Source organism: Fredinandcohnia quinoae, from assembly GCF_022427965.1.
In the GTDB taxonomy this organism is placed as follows: domain Bacteria; phylum Bacillota; class Bacilli; order Bacillales; family Bacillaceae_L; genus Ferdinandcohnia; species Ferdinandcohnia quinoae.
This window is the reverse complement of record NZ_JAKTTI010000057.1, coordinates 1-18,247: the sequence shown is the minus strand read 5'-3', so window position 1 is coordinate 18,247 and position 18,247 is coordinate 1. Positions and strand designations below refer to the sequence as shown.

16 protein-coding genes are annotated in these 18,247 nt (G+C 36.0%); 4 read left to right on the top strand and 12 right to left on the bottom strand.

Annotation, left to right across the window (positions count from 1 at the left end; all coding sequences use genetic code 11):
• Positions 1 to 75 precede the first annotated feature (75 nt).
• The 4 genes from MJG50_RS21085 to citZ form a co-directional block, all read right to left on the bottom strand.
• Positions 76 to 552, bottom strand: coding sequence for a MaoC/PaaZ C-terminal domain-containing protein (locus tag MJG50_RS21085; protein WP_240257754.1), 477 nt, complete (start codon positions 550 to 552; stop codon positions 76 to 78).
• 94 nt (positions 553 to 646) lie between these two features.
• Positions 647 to 1,588, bottom strand: coding sequence for a malate dehydrogenase (mdh, locus tag MJG50_RS21080; RefSeq protein WP_240257753.1), 942 nt, complete (start codon positions 1,586 to 1,588; stop codon positions 647 to 649).
• Between the two features lie 86 nt (positions 1,589 to 1,674).
• The gene (gene icd / locus MJG50_RS21075; RefSeq protein ID WP_240257752.1) at positions 1,675 to 2,949 is read right to left on the bottom strand and encodes an NADP-dependent isocitrate dehydrogenase; all 1,275 of its coding nucleotides are present in this window, start codon (positions 2,947 to 2,949) and stop codon (positions 1,675 to 1,677) included.
• 108 nt (positions 2,950 to 3,057) lie between these two features.
• Positions 3,058 to 4,176: a citrate synthase gene (gene citZ / locus MJG50_RS21070; RefSeq protein WP_240257751.1), complete on the bottom strand. Its 1,119-nt coding sequence runs from the start codon at positions 4,174 to 4,176 to the stop codon at positions 3,058 to 3,060.
• A gap of 557 nt (positions 4,177 to 4,733) precedes the next feature.
• Between citZ and ytvI the strand changes: the two genes are divergently transcribed.
• Complete coding sequence (gene ytvI, locus MJG50_RS21065) at positions 4,734 to 5,855, top strand: sporulation integral membrane protein YtvI (protein WP_240257750.1); 1,122 nt, start codon at positions 4,734 to 4,736, stop codon at positions 5,853 to 5,855.
• Positions 5,856 to 5,908: 53 nt separating this feature from the next.
• Here ytvI and MJG50_RS21060 read toward each other — a convergent pair whose 3' ends face one another.
• From MJG50_RS21060 to dnaE, 8 genes are all read right to left on the bottom strand, one after another.
• The gene (locus MJG50_RS21060) at positions 5,909 to 6,298 is read right to left on the bottom strand and encodes an FxsA family protein (RefSeq protein ID WP_240257749.1); all 390 of its coding nucleotides are present in this window, start codon (positions 6,296 to 6,298) and stop codon (positions 5,909 to 5,911) included.
• 97 nt (positions 6,299 to 6,395) lie between these two features.
• Complete coding sequence (gene pyk, locus MJG50_RS21055) at positions 6,396 to 8,156, bottom strand: pyruvate kinase (protein ID WP_240257748.1); 1,761 nt, start codon at positions 8,154 to 8,156, stop codon at positions 6,396 to 6,398.
• Between the two features lie 64 nt (positions 8,157 to 8,220).
• A complete protein-coding gene (gene pfkA / locus MJG50_RS21050; protein WP_240257747.1) occupies positions 8,221 to 9,180 on the bottom strand; it encodes a 6-phosphofructokinase in 960 nt (319 codons plus the stop codon).
• Positions 9,181 to 9,414: 234 nt separating this feature from the next.
• Positions 9,415 to 10,392, bottom strand: coding sequence for an acetyl-CoA carboxylase carboxyl transferase subunit alpha (accA, locus tag MJG50_RS21045; RefSeq protein WP_240257746.1), 978 nt, complete (start codon positions 10,390 to 10,392; stop codon positions 9,415 to 9,417).
• Positions 10,386 to 11,249: an acetyl-CoA carboxylase, carboxyltransferase subunit beta gene (gene accD, locus MJG50_RS21040; RefSeq protein WP_240257745.1), complete on the bottom strand. Its 864-nt coding sequence runs from the start codon at positions 11,247 to 11,249 to the stop codon at positions 10,386 to 10,388. Before accD ends, accA begins: the two co-directional genes overlap by 7 nt.
• A 168-nt stretch (positions 11,250 to 11,417) precedes the next feature.
• A complete protein-coding gene (locus MJG50_RS21035) occupies positions 11,418 to 12,044 on the bottom strand; it encodes a FadR/GntR family transcriptional regulator (protein WP_240257744.1) in 627 nt (208 codons plus the stop codon).
• Between the two features lie 3 nt (positions 12,045 to 12,047).
• Positions 12,048 to 13,286 (bottom strand): NADP-dependent malic enzyme, encoded by a 1,239-nt coding sequence (gene ystJ / locus MJG50_RS21030; protein ID WP_240257743.1) that lies wholly within the window; start codon positions 13,284 to 13,286, stop codon positions 12,048 to 12,050.
• A gap of 117 nt (positions 13,287 to 13,403) precedes the next feature.
• Entirely contained in the window at positions 13,404 to 16,772 is a 3,369-nt protein-coding gene (dnaE, locus tag MJG50_RS21025; protein WP_240257742.1) for a DNA polymerase III subunit alpha, read from the bottom strand.
• 173 nt (positions 16,773 to 16,945) lie between these two features.
• Here dnaE and ytrH point away from each other — a divergent pair, with 173 nt between their 5' ends.
• From ytrH to MJG50_RS21010, 3 genes are all read left to right on the top strand, one after another.
• Positions 16,946 to 17,284 (top strand): sporulation membrane protein YtrH, encoded by a 339-nt coding sequence (gene ytrH / locus MJG50_RS21020; protein WP_240257741.1) that lies wholly within the window; start codon positions 16,946 to 16,948, stop codon positions 17,282 to 17,284.
• Positions 17,257 to 17,787, top strand: coding sequence for a sporulation membrane protein YtrI (gene ytrI / locus MJG50_RS21015; protein WP_240257740.1), 531 nt, complete (start codon positions 17,257 to 17,259; stop codon positions 17,785 to 17,787). The genes ytrH and ytrI overlap by 28 nt, the downstream gene beginning before the upstream one ends.
• 116 nt (positions 17,788 to 17,903) lie before the next feature.
• Positions 17,904 to 18,203, top strand: coding sequence for a YtpI family protein (locus MJG50_RS21010; RefSeq protein ID WP_240257739.1), 300 nt, complete (start codon positions 17,904 to 17,906; stop codon positions 18,201 to 18,203).
• Positions 18,204 to 18,247: the final 44 nt, after the last annotated feature.

Here is an 18,247-nt window from a genome sequence, read left to right as displayed (position 1 = left end):
GACAAAAGGCACCGAGAGGGATTCCTCTCGGTGCCTTTTGTCGACAATCTGAGAGAGGTTACCCTCTCTTTTCAGTTAAAAGTTTTCTAATATATTTCCTTCAATGGGCTCTAACCGGTGAGGAGGGCATACGATTATTTTTGCTTCGATCACAGTTTCTTCTTCCTCGTCTGTTGCAGTTACTGTTATTTCGACTGTATGCTCCATTTGATCAACATTTGTAACTTCAAATAGAAAATGAACAGTGCCATAATGAAATACTGGCTTTGTAAAATTCATTTCTTGTTTTAAAATGTGACTTCCTGGACCAGGTAAGTATTTTGAGATAGCTGAAGTAATTATTCCCGTCAGCATAATTGTAGGAACGATTGGCTTTTTAAAAGGTGTTTGGGAAGCATAATCATGTTGAATATACAATGGATTTGAGTCGTTAGTAAGTCCTAAAAATAATAGCAAATCCTTGTCTTCAATCTTCTCAGTTAATGACAGTTTTTCCCCAACAGACATTTCCTCGATTTTCCTACCTAATTTTCTCTTCTTTCCAAGTAACATGATGAACTGTACACCTCCACAAAATATGAAACCGTTTCCAAACCCTATGTAGAAAAAATTCGGAGAATATCCCCGAATCATTCTTACTAAACTTTTATGCCAGGATATTCATTACAGTTTTTACTGACTCTGCTGATTTTGCAAGCTCTGCTTTTTCACTTTCAGTAAGTTCAAGCTCAATGATTTGTTCAATCCCGTTTGCACCAAGAATAGTTGGTACGCCTAAGTATATACCGTCAAAACCATATTCGCCTTCTAAATATGCGATGGAAGGAATGACACGACGTTGGTCCTTAAGAATCGCTTCAACCATTTCCACAAGTGAAGCAGCCGGAGCGTAATAAGCACTACCATTACCAAGGAGATTTACGATTTCTCCGCCTCCTTTACGAGTACGTTCTACAATCGCATCCAATCGGTCCTTCGGAATTAATGTTTCCAATGGAATACCACCAGCATATGAGTATCGTACAAGTGGAACCATGTCATCACCATGGCCACCTAAGACAAATCCTGTAATATCTTTCACTGATAGATTAAGCTCTTGTGCGATGAATGTACGGAAACGAGCAGTATCTAGAACTCCTGATTGACCGATAACACGATTTTTCGGGAATCCACATTCTTTGAACACTGTGTATGTCATTGCATCCACAGGATTTGTTAATACGATGATATAACTATTTGGGGAGTGTTTTGCAATCTCTCCAGCAACACTTTTCATAATTTTTTGGTTTGTTTGAACTAGGTCATCACGGCTCATCCCAGGCTTACGAGCAATACCAGCTGTAATAACAACAATATCTGAATTGGCAGTATCAGCATAATCAGATGTACCTGTAATATTTGCATCAAATCCTTGTATAGGTCCAGCTTCTAGCATATCTAACGCTTTCCCTTTAGTAGGATTTTCCATTTGAGGAATGTCAACTAGAACTACATCTCCAAGTTCTTTTTGTGCAATAAGGAATGCTGTTGTTGCTCCAGTGAATCCACTACCAATAACAGATATTTTCTTACGCGTAAATTGACTCATTACAAATTCCTCCCTTTTTATTATCCATACAGAAGACTACCCTATAAGAATAGTATATAGTAGGGTAGTCAACTTTAGCATTTAAATTACTTGCTCATATTCTTAATTAACTCATTACCGAATTCTGAACATTTAACCTCAGTTGCCCCATCCATTAATCGTGCAAAGTCGTAAGTAACAACTTTCGATGCAATTGTTTTTTCAACTGAATCCATGATTAATTTTGCAGCTTCATTCCATCCAAGGTGTTCAAGCAATAATACTCCAGATAATAATACAGATGAAGGATTTACTTTATCTAAGCCAGCATATTTCGGAGCTGTACCATGTGTTGCTTCGAAAATTGCATGTCCTGTTTCATAGTTAATATTTGCTCCTGGTGCAATACCAATTCCACCAACTTGAGCAGCAAGTGCATCAGAAATATAATCTCCATTAAGATTCATCGTTGCAACAACATCAAACTCACGTGGACGTGTAAGAATTTGTTGTAAGAAAATATCAGCAATTGAATCCTTTACAATAATCTTACCTGCAGATTCAGCATCTGCTTGAGCTTTATTTGCTGCATCTTTACCTTCTTCTTCAACAATACGATCATATTGTGCCCATGTGAATACTTTATCGCCGAATTCTTGTTCAGCAAGTTCATATCCCCAGTTCTTGAAAGCACCTTCAGTAAACTTCATGATATTACCTTTGTGTACAAGAGTTACTGACTTACGTCCTTGTTCAATTGCATAATTAATTGCAGCACGTACTAGACGCTTCGTTCCTTCTTCAGACACAGGCTTAATTCCAATACCAGAAGTTTCTGGGAAACGAATTTTATTTACACCTAATTCTGTTTGCAAGAAGTTAAGAAGCTTTTCCACACCTTCAGAACCTTTTGCATATTCAATTCCAGCATAGATATCTTCAGTATTTTCACGGAAAATAACCATATCAACATCTTCTGGACGTTTAACTGGTGAAGGAACACCATTGAAATAACGTACAGGACGAAGACAAGTGAATAAGTCTAATTCTTGGCGTAATGCAACGTTTAATGAGCGGATTCCACCACCAACAGGTGTAGTTAAAGGTCCTTTAATCGCAATTATGTATTCACGAATGACATCTAATGTTTCTGCAGGTAGCCATTCCCCAGTTTGGTTAAATGCTTTTTCCCCTGCAAGCACTTCTTTCCAAACAATTGACTTTTCACCATTATATGCTTTTTCAACAGCTGCTTCTAACACATGTGATGCTGCTGCCCAAATATCAGGACCAATTCCATCTCCTTCAATAAAAGGGATAATTGGGTTGTTAGGTACATTTAAAACTCCATTAGTAACTGTAATTTTTTCACCTTGAGTCATGAGTATTCCTCCTAAATTAGATAGTAGAAGTTACTTAAAATAATGAATGATTAAAGTAACTTCTTAAAAGATTCATTTCTTTCACACATCTTATATCATACTATATTTTTAGCCTCTTTGTTCAATCGGAATATATTTTTGCATTCCAGGTCCTGTATATTCAGCACGAGGACGAATGAGTCGATTATTCTCGTATTGTTCTAATATATGTGCTAACCACCCTGATACACGACTTATTGCAAAGATTGGTGTAAATAAATCATGATCAATTCCAAGACTATGATAAACAGACGCTGAGTAAAAATCTACATTTGGTGGAAGTGGTTTTTCACTTGTTACTATTTCTTCGATCTTCGTAGACATTTCATACCATTTTGGTTCACCAGTTAGGCTTGTCAATTTTTTTGACATTGCCTTCAAATGCTTTGCACGAGGGTCGCCTTGACGGTATACTCGATGGCCGAATCCCATTATTTTTTCTTTATTAGAAAGTTTGGTCTTAATATAGCTTTCAACATTATCAACTTCACTAATTTCAGAAAGCATCTTCATTACAGCTTCATTTGCACCACCATGCAGTGGACCTTTTAATGCACCAATTGCAGCAGTTACCCCAGAATATACATCTGATAGTGTTGCCACACATACACGTGCAGTAAAGGTTGATGCATTAAGCTCATGGTCGGCATGAAGAACTAATGCTTTATTAAAAGCCTCTTCAGCAATATCACTTGGTTCATTACCAGAAAGCATATATAGAAAATTCCCAGCAAAACTTAAATCAGTTCGCGGCGCAACCGGTTCCAAACCTTTTCGTACACGAGAGAAAGCAGTTACAATTGTAGGTAACTTAGCTTGAAGACGAATTGCTTTTCGATAATTAGCTTCCTCATCCATTACATCTGCTTCCTCATCATATAAACCTAATAACGAAATAGCTGAGCGAAGTGCTGCCATTGGATGCACCTTGCCAATTGGATATGTCTTGAAATGTTCTAATATTTCCTGTGGTAAGCTCGCATTTTCAGCAAGTTGTTGCTTTAATTGTACCAATTCCCCTTTATTTGGTAGCTTTCGATGCCATAATAAATAGACAACTTCTTCAAAACTAGCATTTTCAGCTAAATCATCGATGTTAAAACCTGCATACGTTAATGTGTCATCAATAATTGAACTTACTGAGGACGTAGTAGCTACAATTCCCTCTAGACCTTTTGTTGCTGTCATAAGACCCTCTCCTTTTAAAAATTTCCCCATATCCCATTGACTACTTCGAGGTAAAATGAGCGATTGCTCAAGGGAAAACATTCCCAACACAAAGCAAACACATTTCAAAGAAAATGCTTTCATTTTGTACTTTGCTCATATAGTCACATGATAATAAAATAATATTTCCGTGACCATTTAAACTTTAACGTTGCAAGTATATAAAATATACAGGAAAAGATGCAATCCTAGGTTATATTATAATCAATTATCAGACTCTTGTGAATCAAAAGAACTGTAATGCTGATAAAAATATTATTACAAAAAAGCTTTTTATTTGAAAAATATACACTTTTTGTAATTCAACTTATTTTTTATTCATAAAATTGATATTGTCTATGATGTCTATTCTTGCATTTTTTCCTCGAAATTTTTACTTGCTACTGTAATTTATCATATCATATAAAAAATTTTTTCTCCATAATGGGAACTTATTATTCCTTATTACGTATTACTTTTCAAGCTATACAAGTGACTATAAAATAAAAAGGAAAATTTTTAGAGAGGAGCAAGATTGATTGAATGTTAATTACATATATCGTTTTCTCCGTTTTCTATTAGTTGCTACTTTAATAGTAATTGGAGCAGTACTTGTATATTTGATTTCTAGCGTAACCTATCCATTCATTTTTGCTTTAGTTATTGCATTTTTAATTAATCCATTGGTAAATTTCTTCGAACGAAAAGGAAAAATGCCGCGATCCTTAGCAGTTTTTCTTGGAATTATCATTGTTTTTGCTATTGTTGCTGGCTTACTTACATTATTAATAGCTGAAATTATTTCTGGAGCAAATTATCTATCAAAGGTAGTTCCAGATCATTTTGAAAAGCTTGTCATCTATATAGAGGATTTGATTGCTGGTCAACTAATACCTCTCTATCAGCAATTAACAAATATGTTTGATAATCTGGACACAGGACAGCAACAATCGATAATGGAAAATATCCAAAATGTCGGGAAAACAATTACTACGAATGTAGGTCAATTCATCCAATCACTCCTCCAGATTATACCTGAGATCTTAGGATGGTTGCCTAATGCAGCAACAGTCATCATTTTTTCAATGCTAGCAACATTCTTTATAAGTAAAGATTGGGAAAAACTCATTAAAATTGGTCAGAGATTCATTCCAGCAAAAGCAAGAACTAGTAGTAGATCAGTATTTTTGGAGCTAAAAAAGGCTTTATTTGGTTTTATAAAGGCTCAAGCAACACTAATTTCAATTACAGCCGTTATCGTATTAATCGGGTTATTAGTGTTAAGAGTGGAATATGCCATAACAATCGCATTAATAATAGGCATTGTTGATGTACTCCCTTATTTAGGGACAGGACTAGTGTTTGTTCCTTGGATTATATATGCAGCATTCAGTGGAGATATACAATTTGCAATCGGATTAGGTGTTTTATACCTCATTGTCGTTGTACAAAGACAAATTATGGAACCGAAAATTCTTTCATCCAGTATTGGTTTAGATCCACTAGCAACACTAATTGCTCTCTTCGTCGGATTTAAATTAATTGGCTTCTTAGGCTTGATTATTGGTCCAGTTACGCTTGTTGTCATAAAAACATTACATTCAACCGGAGTCTTGGGAGAAATATGGGAATTTATTATTGGGAAACAAGAGGTTAAATAGTAGCAGCAGCTTAGTGCTGGATATTGAAAAAGCCATTGAATTCAATGGCTTTTTCATCGTCTAATAAATGTAAACTGTCCTTTATTGATCATCCTTTGAAATAACTTCCCAATAAACGGCTTAATGAAGGATCTAGTTTGAGGTATTAATAATAATAATCCTGTTAAATCAGTAATAAATCCTGGTGTAAGCAAAAAAATTGCACCAGCTAGTATACAAATCCCATCTACTATTGCATAGCCCGGCATTTGTCCATAGCTCATTTGTTCTTGTGCTTTACGAAGAGTTTCTAAGCCTTGTTTCTTCGCCAGCCATGCTCCAAGTACTCCTGTCAAAATAATTAGAAGGATTGTACTTGGAGCCCCTATCATCTTTCCTGAAAATATCAATAACCCAATTTCCATTGCCGGGACAATAATAATAAGTGCTAATAGTACTCTCACATACTCCTCCCCCTTATAAGCAATATCAGCTTGTCTATATTATATGATAAGTAATTAAAAAAAGAGAAGGAAACCCTTCTCTTTACGTAATTTTTTATTATAACACGTTAGCATGCCCTTCATACACAATACCGCGCGCTGAATCAACAGTTATTTCTTGACCATCCTTAAGAACTGTCGTAGCATTTTCTACACCAACAATCACTGGAATTCCTAGACTAAGTCCTACAACCGCAGCGTGGCTTGTTAGTCCACCCTCTTCTGTAATAAGAGCGGATGCTTTTTCTAATGCATTCATCATATCACGGTCGGTTGAAGGAGCTACAAGAATAGCTCCATCTTGCATTTTCTTAACTGCTTCATCACCATTATTTGCAACTACTGCTTTGCCATATGCAGTTTTTCGGCCGATTCCTTGACCTTTAACAATGACATCACCAACAACATGAATCTTCATTATATTAGTTGTTCCACTCTCCCCAACTGGTACACCTGCAGTAATTACAATTAAATCGCCTGGTTTTACGATACCAGTATTAAGTGCTTCATCTACGGATACTTCTAACATTTCATCAGTAGACTTTGCTTCATGACCTGTTTTAGGATATACACCCCATGCAAGAGAAAGCTTTCTAGAAGCTGAATCGTTTGCTGTAATCGCGACAATAGGTGCCTTTGGACGATATTTTGAAATCATTCTTGCAGTATGACCACTCTCAGTAGGAGTAACAATTGCAGATACATCTAAATTTAACGCAGTATGTGCAACCGATTGTCCAATTGCATCAGTAATCGTTGTCTTAGATATTTTGCTTCGTTGAGAAAGAATTTCTTTATATGTTAACGCTTGTTCTGCACGAGATGCAATGTTATGCATTGTAGTTACTGCCTCAACAGGGTATGTACCCGCTGCAGTTTCACCTGAAAGCATAATCGCATCTGTTCCGTCAAATATCGCATTAGCAACATCACTTGCTTCTGCACGAGTTGGTCTTGGATTCCTTTGCATTGAATCTAACATTTGGGTTGCAGTAATAACAGGCTTTCCAAGTGCATTACATTTTTTGATCAATTCTTTTTGAACAAGTGGTACTTCTTCAGCAGGAATTTCAACTCCTAAATCTCCACGAGCGACCATTAATCCATCAGATACCTCTAGAATTTCATCAATATTATCTACGCCCTCTTGATTTTCAATTTTAGGGATAATCTGAATCGAAGCTCCATTATGTTCTTCGAGTAATTCACGAATCTCTAAAACATCTGATGCACGACGAACAAAAGATGCCGCAATAAAGTCTACATCTTGTTTTATTCCAAAAATGATATCTTGTGCATCCTTTTCAGTAATTCCTGGTAGATTTACTTTTACACCTGGAACATTGACACCCTTTTTATTTTTAAGAACTCCACTATTCAATACCTTAGTTGAAATTTCAGACTTTTCATGATCGATTGAAAGAACCTCTAAACCAATAAGTCCATCATCTAAGAGGATTCGTGAGCCTTTATGAACATCCTTAATCAAACCAGGATATGTAATTGAAAATTTTTCTACCGTTCCAAGTACCTCATTCATTGATACGATTACTTCTGAACCTTCTATTAATTCAATTGCTCCATTTTCCATTGTATGAGTTCGAATTTCCGGACCTTTTGTATCCAATAGAATAGCAACTGTTTTCCCTGTAGCCTTTGCTGCTTCGCGGATGTTTTTTATTCTCGCACCATGCTCATCAAAATCACCATGTGAAAAATTTAGTCTCGTAACATTCATACCAGCATTCATAAGCTGTGTTAGTTTTTCAACACTTTCACTTGCAGGTCCAATTGTACATACTATTTTTGTTTTTCTCATTATATTTCCTCCTCAAAGCATATTCGCAATTTTTGCGATTTGCCTTATATCCCAGTAAAATACTTTAAATAGAAAGTTCTGTTGAAAGTACATACATATCTTCTTCGATCGTATGTTTTTTATCAAGTACTTCTAAAATATCGTGGTCAACAATTTTATTCTGTTGAATACCTACTGCTCGTCCACCCTTGCCTTCTAACAATAGTTCTACTGCTTTAGCACCTAAACGGCTAGCTAGAACCCTATCAAATGCAGTTGGCGAACCCCCACGTTGGATATAACCTAAAACACTTACTCTAGTTTCAAATTTTGTTGCTTCTTGTATTTGCTTTCCGATATCGACACCACTACCGACACCCTCAGCAACTACAATAATACTATGTTTTTTGCCACGCTCATGACCTCTAATTAATCTTGCAACAATATCATCCATTTCAAAATTAGCTTCAGGTATTAGGATTGTTTCAGCTCCACCTGCTAGACCAGACCATAATGCGAGATCACCTGCATGTCTTCCCATTACTTCAATTACATATGTACGTTCATGTGACGTTGCTGTGTCACGAATTTTATCAATCGCATCAATAACAGTATTTAACGCTGTATCAAAACCAATCGTAAAGTCTGTTCCTGCAATGTCGTTATCGATTGTTCCAGGGACACCAACACACGGAAAACCATGTTCAGTTAGCTTTTTTGCTCCAGCAAATGAGCCATCTCCACCGATAACTACTAATCCCTCAATTCCAAACTTACGAAGCTGTTCAATTCCCTTCATTTGCCCTTCTTCAGTTTTAAATTCATCGCATCTCGCCGTATATAAAATAGTTCCTCCACGATGAACGATATCGCCAACAGTTCCAATTTCCATTTTTTTTATTTGACCAGAAATTAGACCGGCATATCCTTGATAGATTCCATATACTTCTACATCATGGTATATTGCTTTACGAACGACTGCACGGACTGCTGCGTTCATCCCTGGTGAATCGCCACCACTTGTTAAAACTCCAATTTTCTTCATAATTCCCACCTCAAATTTTAATAAAAATAAGCTAAAGTAAATAACGAAATTGCCTTTATTTTTTGCATTATTGCTATTACTTCATACTCATGTTTTTAATATTTTTAACATAACACGAAGGATTCTTGAAAACAACTTTGTTGATAGTATTGTAACAATTAATAGTATTTAAAATTTTTAAAATCAAAAGCAAAACGTGCATCTCACAAAATGTGAAGGACGCACGCTCATAAGCTATTGAACAGTTATATACTCATCAATCATTTGTAGTTGGCCAATTTTTCTATATTTAGTATATCGTTGTTTAACTAATTCATCTTTGCTCAGCTTTCGTAGAGATGTGAGAGAATCCTTTAATACAACGTCAATTAGCTTTGCTTGTTCTTGCAAATCCCGATGTGCGCCGCCTCGAACTTCGGGAATAACTTCTTCTATTATACCTAATTCTTTTAAGTCTGGTGCAGTAATTTTCATTGATTCAGCGGCTCTTTTCGCTTCACCTGCATCCTTCCATAGTAATGCCGCAGCACCCTCTGGAGATATTACTGAATACCAAGAATTCTCAAGCATGTGTATATGATTCCCTATACCAATCGCAAGTGCACCACCACTTGCACCTTCTCCGATAACGATACAAATAATCGGAACAGTGAATCCAGCCATTTCAAATAAGTTTCTAGCAATCGCTTCACTTTGTCCACGTTCTTCAGCAGATTTCCCTGGGTATGCTCCCTTCGTATCAAGGAAGCAGATAATTGGGCGATTAAATTTCTCAGCTTGCTTCATTAGTCTTAGTGCTTTTCTATATCCTTCTGGATGAGGACTACCGAAGTTTCTACGAATATTCTCCTTTGTATCTTTTCCTCGTTGGTGTCCGATGATTGTAACAGGTAAGCCATGATACTTGGCAATTCCAGCAACGATTGCTTCATCATCGCCAAATAGTCGGTCACCATGACATTCCAAGAAATCTGTAAATAGATTCTCAATGTAATCAAGTGTTGTTGGACGTGCAAGATGTCTAGCTATTTGAACGCGATCCCAAGGCCTAATATTTTCATATATATCGTTTTCCAACTTGGTTAACCTAGCCTCGAGCTTTGTTATCTCATCAGATAAATCTACATCAGTATCATTCGTATATTCTCGTAATTCAGCAATCTTTTTTTTCAATTCTACGATGGGTTTCTCAAACTCTAGTTCTCTTACCAATTCATGTCACCCCCAACATGATGAATATCCACGATATTTGCTAGCGTATCTCTTATTTCATGACGATGAATGACAGCATCTAGTTGGCCATGCTTGAGCAAAAACTCAGCAGTTTGAAAGTCCTCTGGTAGCTCCTCACGAATGGTTTGTTCAATTATTCTTCTCCCAGCAAATCCAATTAGTGCTCCTGGTTCTGCAAAATTATAATCTCCTAATGAAGCAAAACTAGCAGATACACCTCCTGTAGTTGGGTGGGTCATAACCGAAATAAAAAGTCCGCCTTGATCACTAAAAACTTTAAGTGCAGTACTAGTTTTTGCCATCTGCATTAAACTCAAGACGCCTTCTTGCATTCTAGCCCCTCCAGATGCAGTAAAAATAAGAAATGGAACTCTTAACTCCATTGCACGTTCAATGGCTCGAGTTATTTTTTCACCAACAACTGTACCCATACTTCCCATTCGGAAGCTGGCATCCATTATTGCAACTACTACTTGTTTATCTTTTAACTTACCTTCTCCAGTCACTACTGCTTCATTAATACCTGTTTTCTTTTTATCCTTCTCCAGTTTCTCCAAATAATCAGGAAACTGAAGTGGATTTTCAGATACCATTTCCTTATCATACTCGAAAAATGTTCCTTCATCTAACAGGCTCTCAATTCTTTCGTATCCTGTCATACTATAATGGTAATCACAATTCATGCAAACTTTGTCATTTTTATTTAATTCCTTCGTGTACATGATTTTTTTACAATTTGGACATTTGCTCATTATACCGTGTGGAACATCTTGATTTGCTTGTTCCGATGGAATCGAAGCATATTTTTTCTTTTTTACAAAAAAGTCTTTTAGCAAACAGAAACCTCCTCACTTTCTCAATCAAATGCGCGTTGGCGTATTTGTATATAAATACTACCTGCTATTGTTGAAGTAATTAAAGCTCTTTTTCAAAAGTTGCCAAAAAAGCATGTACTTATACTTTAACGAATTTGAACACAGTTTTTTGTAGAAACATGTCGTAGATTAATCGACAATTTCCTTTGTCCTCATTTTCTCATACGCATATAGTGCTTTCTCAACATTTCTTTCTATTAGTCCGTTAAGTATGTCCTCAAAATCCTCTATGTACGTAGAATATAATTGTTTCGTTCGAAGCACTTTCATATATTCATTAACAATAAGCCAAATACGGAGCAATAGTCGGTTATTCGTAGCTTCAAATAATGTTTTAAAAAAGAAATCTTCCAAATCATCCGTATTTCTGATGGAATCCTTTAAGGCAAAAAAATATTCCTTCGAATTAGTAGCACATGCTAATTCAATACAGCTACGCTCAAGGACAGTTTTCGTCTCAATCAGGTCATTTTTTGTTTTATCACCTTGTAAAATAAATGTTCCAAGCACTTGTATGAATTGATGATCCTCGAAATCTCTAAGATATGTTCCTTCACCACGTCTTGTTTCGATTAATCCTAACAATTCTAGTGAACGAAGGGCCTCTCTAACAGAAGAACGGCCTACTTTTAGCCGTTCTGATAATTCACGTTCAGATGGAAGTTTATCTCCAACAGTAAGGGCATCTTCATTAATAATTGAACGAATTTGATTTACAATTTCTATATATACTTTAGGTCCTGGTGAAGAATTCACTAGTTATTCACCTTGTCCGATTATCGCCAATCTTCTTGTCTTCTCGGCTATTTCTTCAGGATTAACAGTAAGTCTTGCAACCCCTGTCTCCATTGCTGCTTTTGCAACTCCTGCTGCAACAGCTGGTGCAACTCGAGGATCAAATGGTGCTGGTATTACATAATTTGCACTTAACTCATCTTCCGAAACGAGTGAAGCAATTGCTTCAACTGCAGCAATTTTCATTTGCTCGTTAATATGAGTTGCTCGAACATCTAATGCACCGCGAAAAATCCCCGGAAATGCAAGAACATTATTTACCTGATTAGGAAAATCAGATCGTCCAGTACCAACAACCTTAGCTCCAGCTTCCATAGCATCTGCGGGCATAATTTCTGGATTAGGATTAGCCATGGCAAAAATAATCGGATCTTGATTCATGCTTTTAACCATCTCAGGTGTTAAAGCACCTTCAACCGACACACCAATAAATACATCAGCATCCTTTAATACATCTTGAAGCGTACCTTCTAGTCGCCCACTATTCGTATACTTTGCGACCTCATCTTTAACCTTATTCATACCAAAGGTGCGTCCTTCAAAAATAGCACCCTTAGAATCACACATAATAATGTCACGTACTCCATAGCGATATAATAATTTTATAATTGCAATTCCCGCTGCACCTGCTCCATTGGCAACTACTCTTACATCGGACATTTTCTTTCCTACTAGTTTTAGCGCATTTACTAGGCCAGCAACAGTAACAATAGCAGTACCATGTTGATCATCGTGGAAAATAGGTATATTGGATTCTTTTTTTAGACGCTCTTCAATTACAAAACAGTTAGGGGCAGCAATATCTTCAAGATTTACCCCACCAAAAGTCGGTTCTAATAATTTGACCGTCTCAATAATTTTCTCAATATCTGTTGTGTTCAAACAAATTGGAAATGCATCAACACCTGCGAAGCTCTTAAATAGAACTGCCTTTCCTTCCATAACCGGGAGAGCAGCCTCTGGGCCAATATTTCCAAGCCCTAGTACAGCTGTACCATCTGATACAACAGCTACCATATTACCTTTCATCGTATAATCATATACTTTATTCTTATCATCATAAATTGCCTTACAAGGTTCGGCTACACCCGGAGAATATGCAAGGCTTAAATCTTTTGCATTACGCACTGGTATTTTAGATTTTGATTCTAGTTTCCCTTTATTAATCAAATGGATATGCAATGCTTCTTCTCTTAAAGTCATTTTCTCTTCACTCCCTAGTATTAAGAAAGGCCATTATAATTGGTATATACGAGGTGGTCAGACCACACCAACAATATTAACAATATAACATAAATATAGGGGATGTAAAAGAGGATATTATTTCAGAACAACATTTTGACCCCCCAATAAATCCTTTAATTGTTCGATAAATTCCTCAGTTGGATTTACAAAAAACTCCTCTTGAAGCTTGATTGTCTTTTTGGGATTCTCGAAATGTACAACAACCTCAGTAGAACCCGAGCAGCTTTTTAGCAATTCTTTTATTTCTCCAAAAATAAGATCGGCTTGCTGCTCTGATTCAATCTTTAAATACAGGGTTGTTAGTACTTTATTTGCGATAATGTTTTGGTCAGTTAGTTCTTCTACATGATTTATAATGAACTGAAGCTGATTATTCCTACTCTCAACCTTTCCTTTTATTAAAACCAAATTATCGTTTTGTAATAGCTTACCGTATTGTGTATAAACATTCGGAAAAGCTACAGCATCTATATCTCCAGTTTCATCACTCACCGTTAAAAAGGCCATAATCTCCCCTTTTTTTGTACGAATTGTTCTTTCATTTGTTACAAATACACCAACGTCTACTTTTCTTTGTGTTACCTCTGGAAGATTACAAATAGAAGTTGCCCCTATATTATTCAAATACGTAGTGAATGGACTAATCGGATGACTTGATAAGTAAAAACCAAGCGCTTCTTTTTCAAACATTAGCTTATCAACAGACTTCAAAGGCACAGCCTTCACATATTTCGGTTTTAGATCAAATCCATCATCAAAAAATAAATCATGTTGATTTTGGTCCTTTGGACTGACAAGTTCGGCATGATCAATCGCTACACTAAGGGATTCAAATAAAGTAGCCCTATCTTCTCCAAACTCATCAAATGCCCCTGAATAAATAAGCATCTCTACAGTTCTTCTATTCATATTTCGAACCGGAATTCTAATACAAAAATCAAATAAATCAGTGAATGCTTTCTTTTTTCTAATTTCAATAATATCTCGTAATGTTGCAGCACCTACCCCTTTAATCGCAGCTAAACTAAATCGTATTGCACCTTTTTCGACTAAAAACGGGAATAAACTTTTATTGATAGATGGAGGCAGTATGCTTATCCCTTTCTGCTTCGCTTCACGGATATATTGTGCTATTTTTTCATCATTCCCAACAACACTTGTAAGGAGTGCTGAATAAAAAAAGAGTGGATAATTCGCTTTTAAATAGGCAAGTTGGTAAGCTATCAAACTATAGGCAACCGCATGACTTCGGTTAAAGCCATAATTTGCAAACCGAACAATTAAATCATAAATTTCATTTGCTACTTTCTTGTCATATCCTTTTTTTATGCTTCCATTCACAAAATGGGTCCTTTCTTTATCTAACACTTCTTTTTTCTTTTTACTTACTGCTCTCCTTAATAAATCAGCCTCTCCTAAACTAAATCCAGCCATTGTTGATGCAATTTGGATAATCTGTTCCTGATATATGATAACGCCATTTGTTTTTTCAAGAATATGTTCAAGATCTTGATGTGGATATTGAACCATCTCTTTTTTATGCTTCCTAGCAATATACACTGGAATATTCTCCATTGGACCAGGACGATACAGAGCATTAACCGCAACGATATCTTCAAGAGCGCTAGGTTTTAGACGTGCAAGCACGCTTCTCATACCGGAGGATTCCAATTGAAAGATTCCAGTTGTGTCTCCTTTTCCAAGAATTGAAAATGTCTTCTGATCTTGTAATGAAATCTCGGAAAGTTCTAGCGTCTTTCCTGTACTCCTTTTAACCAATTTTAGTATATTATCCAATAAAGTAAGATTCCGTAGTCCGAGAAAATCCATTTTCAAAAGACCTATTTCTTCAAGAATATCCATAGAAAATTGCGTTATAAACACATTATTATGCCCTTCCTGAATCGCAATTAAATCGGTTAAAGGTTGTTCACTTATGACAACTCCAGCAGCATGGATAGAAGTATGCCTTGGAAGTCCTTCAATTTTAAGGGCTGTTTCATATATTTTTCTGCCAAGCTCAACATTATTAATATAATCCCTTAGTGGCTTAGACTCTTCATATGCCTGTTTCAGAGAAATTCCGATTCTTCCTGGAACTTGCTTCGCAATATAATCTGCTTCCTTTGTTGAAATGCCCATTACTCGTCCAATATCACGAAGAGCTGCACGAGCCGCCAACGTACCATAGGTAATAATCTGTGCAACATGCAGCTGTCCATATTTTTTTGCAACATATTCAATCATTTCATCTCGACGATTATCAGGAAAGTCAATATCAATATCGGGCATTGAGATTCTTTCTGGATTTAAAAATCGTTCAAATAAGAGTGAATACTTGATAGGATCAACCTCTGTTATATGTAAGACATATGCAACGATAGATCCAGCCGCTGAACCCCGACCTGGTCCAGTTAATATTCCTTGTTCATGAGCATACTTCATAAAATCCCAAACAATTAAGAAGTAGTCACTAAAATTCATCTTTTTAATAACTTCTAATTCAAAGTTAAGTCTTTCAAAATGTTCATCCGTTATTTCTTTATACCGTTCATGCAAACCTTTTAGGCATATCCGCGATAAATATTCATCAGCAGACTCTCCATTTGGCACTGGATATTTCGGTAAAGCAAAGCTACCCAGTTGAATTTCAACATTGCATTGATCAGCAATTATATTTGTATTCTCGATTACCTCAGGTAGATCAGAAAATAATTCAATCATTTCAGTTGATGATTTCAAATAGAATTCATCGCTTGGTAGTTTTTCACGTTCATCATCAGACAACTTTGTCCCATTTTTAATGGATAACAAACATTCATGTGCAAAAGAATCGCTTCTGTCAATATATTGCACATCATTTGTGGCCACGAGAGGGATATTCGTAGCTTTGCTAATCTCAATTAGGCTCTCATTAAGAATTCTGTCTTCCTTAACCAAATGGTCTTGTATTCCTAAGTAAAAGCAACCTTCCTGAAAGATGTTTTTAAATTGAAGAATGAGATTTCTAGCTTGACTATCATTATCTTTCAGTAGTTCCTGCCCTAATACTCCTGATTGCCCAGTACATATTCCTATTAATCCATCACGATAGCTTGTAAGCCATCTTTTCGGAATGCCATCCTTAGACTTTGTTTGGATTGCACTACTAATTTTTAAGAGATTTCGATAACCTTGATTATCCTTAGCAAGGAGTATCATCGGATGTGCTTCTTTCAAATCATCATTTTCTAAAATAACAGAAACAGTTAAACCAATAATCGGTTTTATTCCATGTTTTTTGCATTCTTTATAAAAAGGGACTACACCATACATGACATTTTCATCAGTAATAGCTAATGCTTTATAGCCTAATTCACTAGCCCTTTCTACTATCCTTTCAACTTTTGCAGAACTAGATAGCAGGCTATACCCACTTTTTACTTGGAGATGAACAAAAGGCAAGCAAATCACACCTTTCAAATATACGTTCTTATTATTACTTATCATTATAGTCACTGAATCAATAGAATGACAACAAACGAAAGAAACATACTTTTTTATGTTTGTCCATATAAATGAAAGTAAGGGGTTTAATAAGGATGATCCCTTTTTAGAATCATAGAAAGGGTGACATTATGGAGTTCAAAGAACCTTTTATGTCGACATTTATTCAAAGTTACTTTATCGCTCTCGGGGTGTTGCTTGGTGGAGCATTAATTGGCGGCTTGGGAGCATTCATGTCAGAACAGCCACCATTAGCCACCATCTTCAGACTGGCCGGGAAATTAAAAATTTGGGCACTTGTTGCAGCAATTGGCGGTACATTTGATGCCTTTTATAGCTTTGAACGCGGAATTTTTTTGGGACAAACAAAAGACATATTCAAACAATTTTTATTAATTATATCTGCTATGGGCGGCGCACAAACTGGATGGAAGATTATTGAATGGTTTACACAGGAGCATCTGACATAATGCGGATTCCACCATTATACGAAAAACCAGGTTGGCAGAGATTTTTTGCGGGTGTTGCGGTTGGTGCTTTAATTAGTTGGTTTGTCTTTTTATATCAATTTGGAGTGTTGCAGGAAGAACAACTATTACTTATTACGAAACAACAAGGTGATATTAAAATACTAGAAGAATATCGGGACACATTACTTTCTGACAAAGAGAAGCTGAATGAAGAAAATAAAAAGAAGTTAAAAATTCAGGAATTTAAAATTGATATTATTAAAAACAAAAAAAATAACCTTGATTCCTTTATTACTCATAGTCTTAGAACAGCGGTGAAAGAGGATCTTAATCATCTAATCGGAGAAGATGTTGAAAGTATATCAAATACGAAGGAGTTACTTATAAAAGCTATTGAAAATAAGACGTATGAAATAGATGAGAAAAAATATAAATTACAGGTATATGTTATTGTTATGGGTACTACATTGGAAATTACCTTAAAAATTGAACTTGTAAAATAAACGAGAACATTAATAATCACATACACACAAAATTGCCACATTCTAATTACTAGTATTTCAGCTAATTTCCCGTTACAATAGGAATAGCTTTCTAAAAAGTTTAAGGAGTTTTCACCATGCCTATTCTTGTAGTTCTCATCATATTTTCCTTTGCATTCTATCTCTATTATAAAACAAAATACTTCCGTTCAAATCGTCCTGTTGAAAAACAGTGGCTGTCAGCAAAGTCTAGTATTGCACTTGGTGTATTTGTTTTTCTTTTTGCCATTAATACAATTTTCCTACACCCATCTACAGTCTCAACAATTGTTGGTATTGTTTTCTTAGTGGTTGGTGGCGGCAGTATGTGGGCAGGATATCGTGCATATAAGCATTATCTTCCTTTTGTTATAAAAGAAGCCGAACAAATCGAGTAGGAGGGGGTGACTAACCCCCGACCTCTCACACCACCGTACGTACG

Bases quoted from the DNA above. Each gene is read 5' to 3' on its own strand.
- MJG50_RS21085 (WP_240257754.1), bottom strand. From the start codon at position 552: ATGTTACTTGGAAAGAAGAGAAAATTAGGTAGGAAAATCGAGGAAATG.
- mdh (WP_240257753.1), bottom strand. From the start codon at position 1,588: ATGAGTCAATTTACGCGTAAGAAAATATCTGTTATTGGTAGTGGATTC.
- icd (WP_240257752.1), bottom strand. From the start codon at position 2,949: ATGACTCAAGGTGAAAAAATTACAGTTACTAATGGAGTTTTAAATGTA.
- citZ (WP_240257751.1), bottom strand. From the start codon at position 4,176: ATGACAGCAACAAAAGGTCTAGAGGGAATTGTAGCTACTACGTCCTCA.
- pyk (WP_240257748.1), bottom strand. From the start codon at position 8,156: ATGAGAAAAACAAAAATAGTATGTACAATTGGACCTGCAAGTGAAAGT.
- pfkA (WP_240257747.1), bottom strand. From the start codon at position 9,180: ATGAAGAAAATTGGAGTTTTAACAAGTGGTGGCGATTCACCAGGGATG.
- ystJ (WP_240257743.1), bottom strand. From the start codon at position 13,286: ATGACTTTAAGAGAAGAAGCATTGCATATCCATTTGATTAATAAAGGG.
- ytrH (WP_240257741.1), top strand. From the start codon at position 16,946: ATGGAGTTCAAAGAACCTTTTATGTCGACATTTATTCAAAGTTACTTT.
- ytrI (WP_240257740.1), top strand. From the start codon at position 17,257: ATGGTTTACACAGGAGCATCTGACATAATGCGGATTCCACCATTATAC.
- MJG50_RS21010 (WP_240257739.1), top strand. From the start codon at position 17,904: ATGCCTATTCTTGTAGTTCTCATCATATTTTCCTTTGCATTCTATCTC.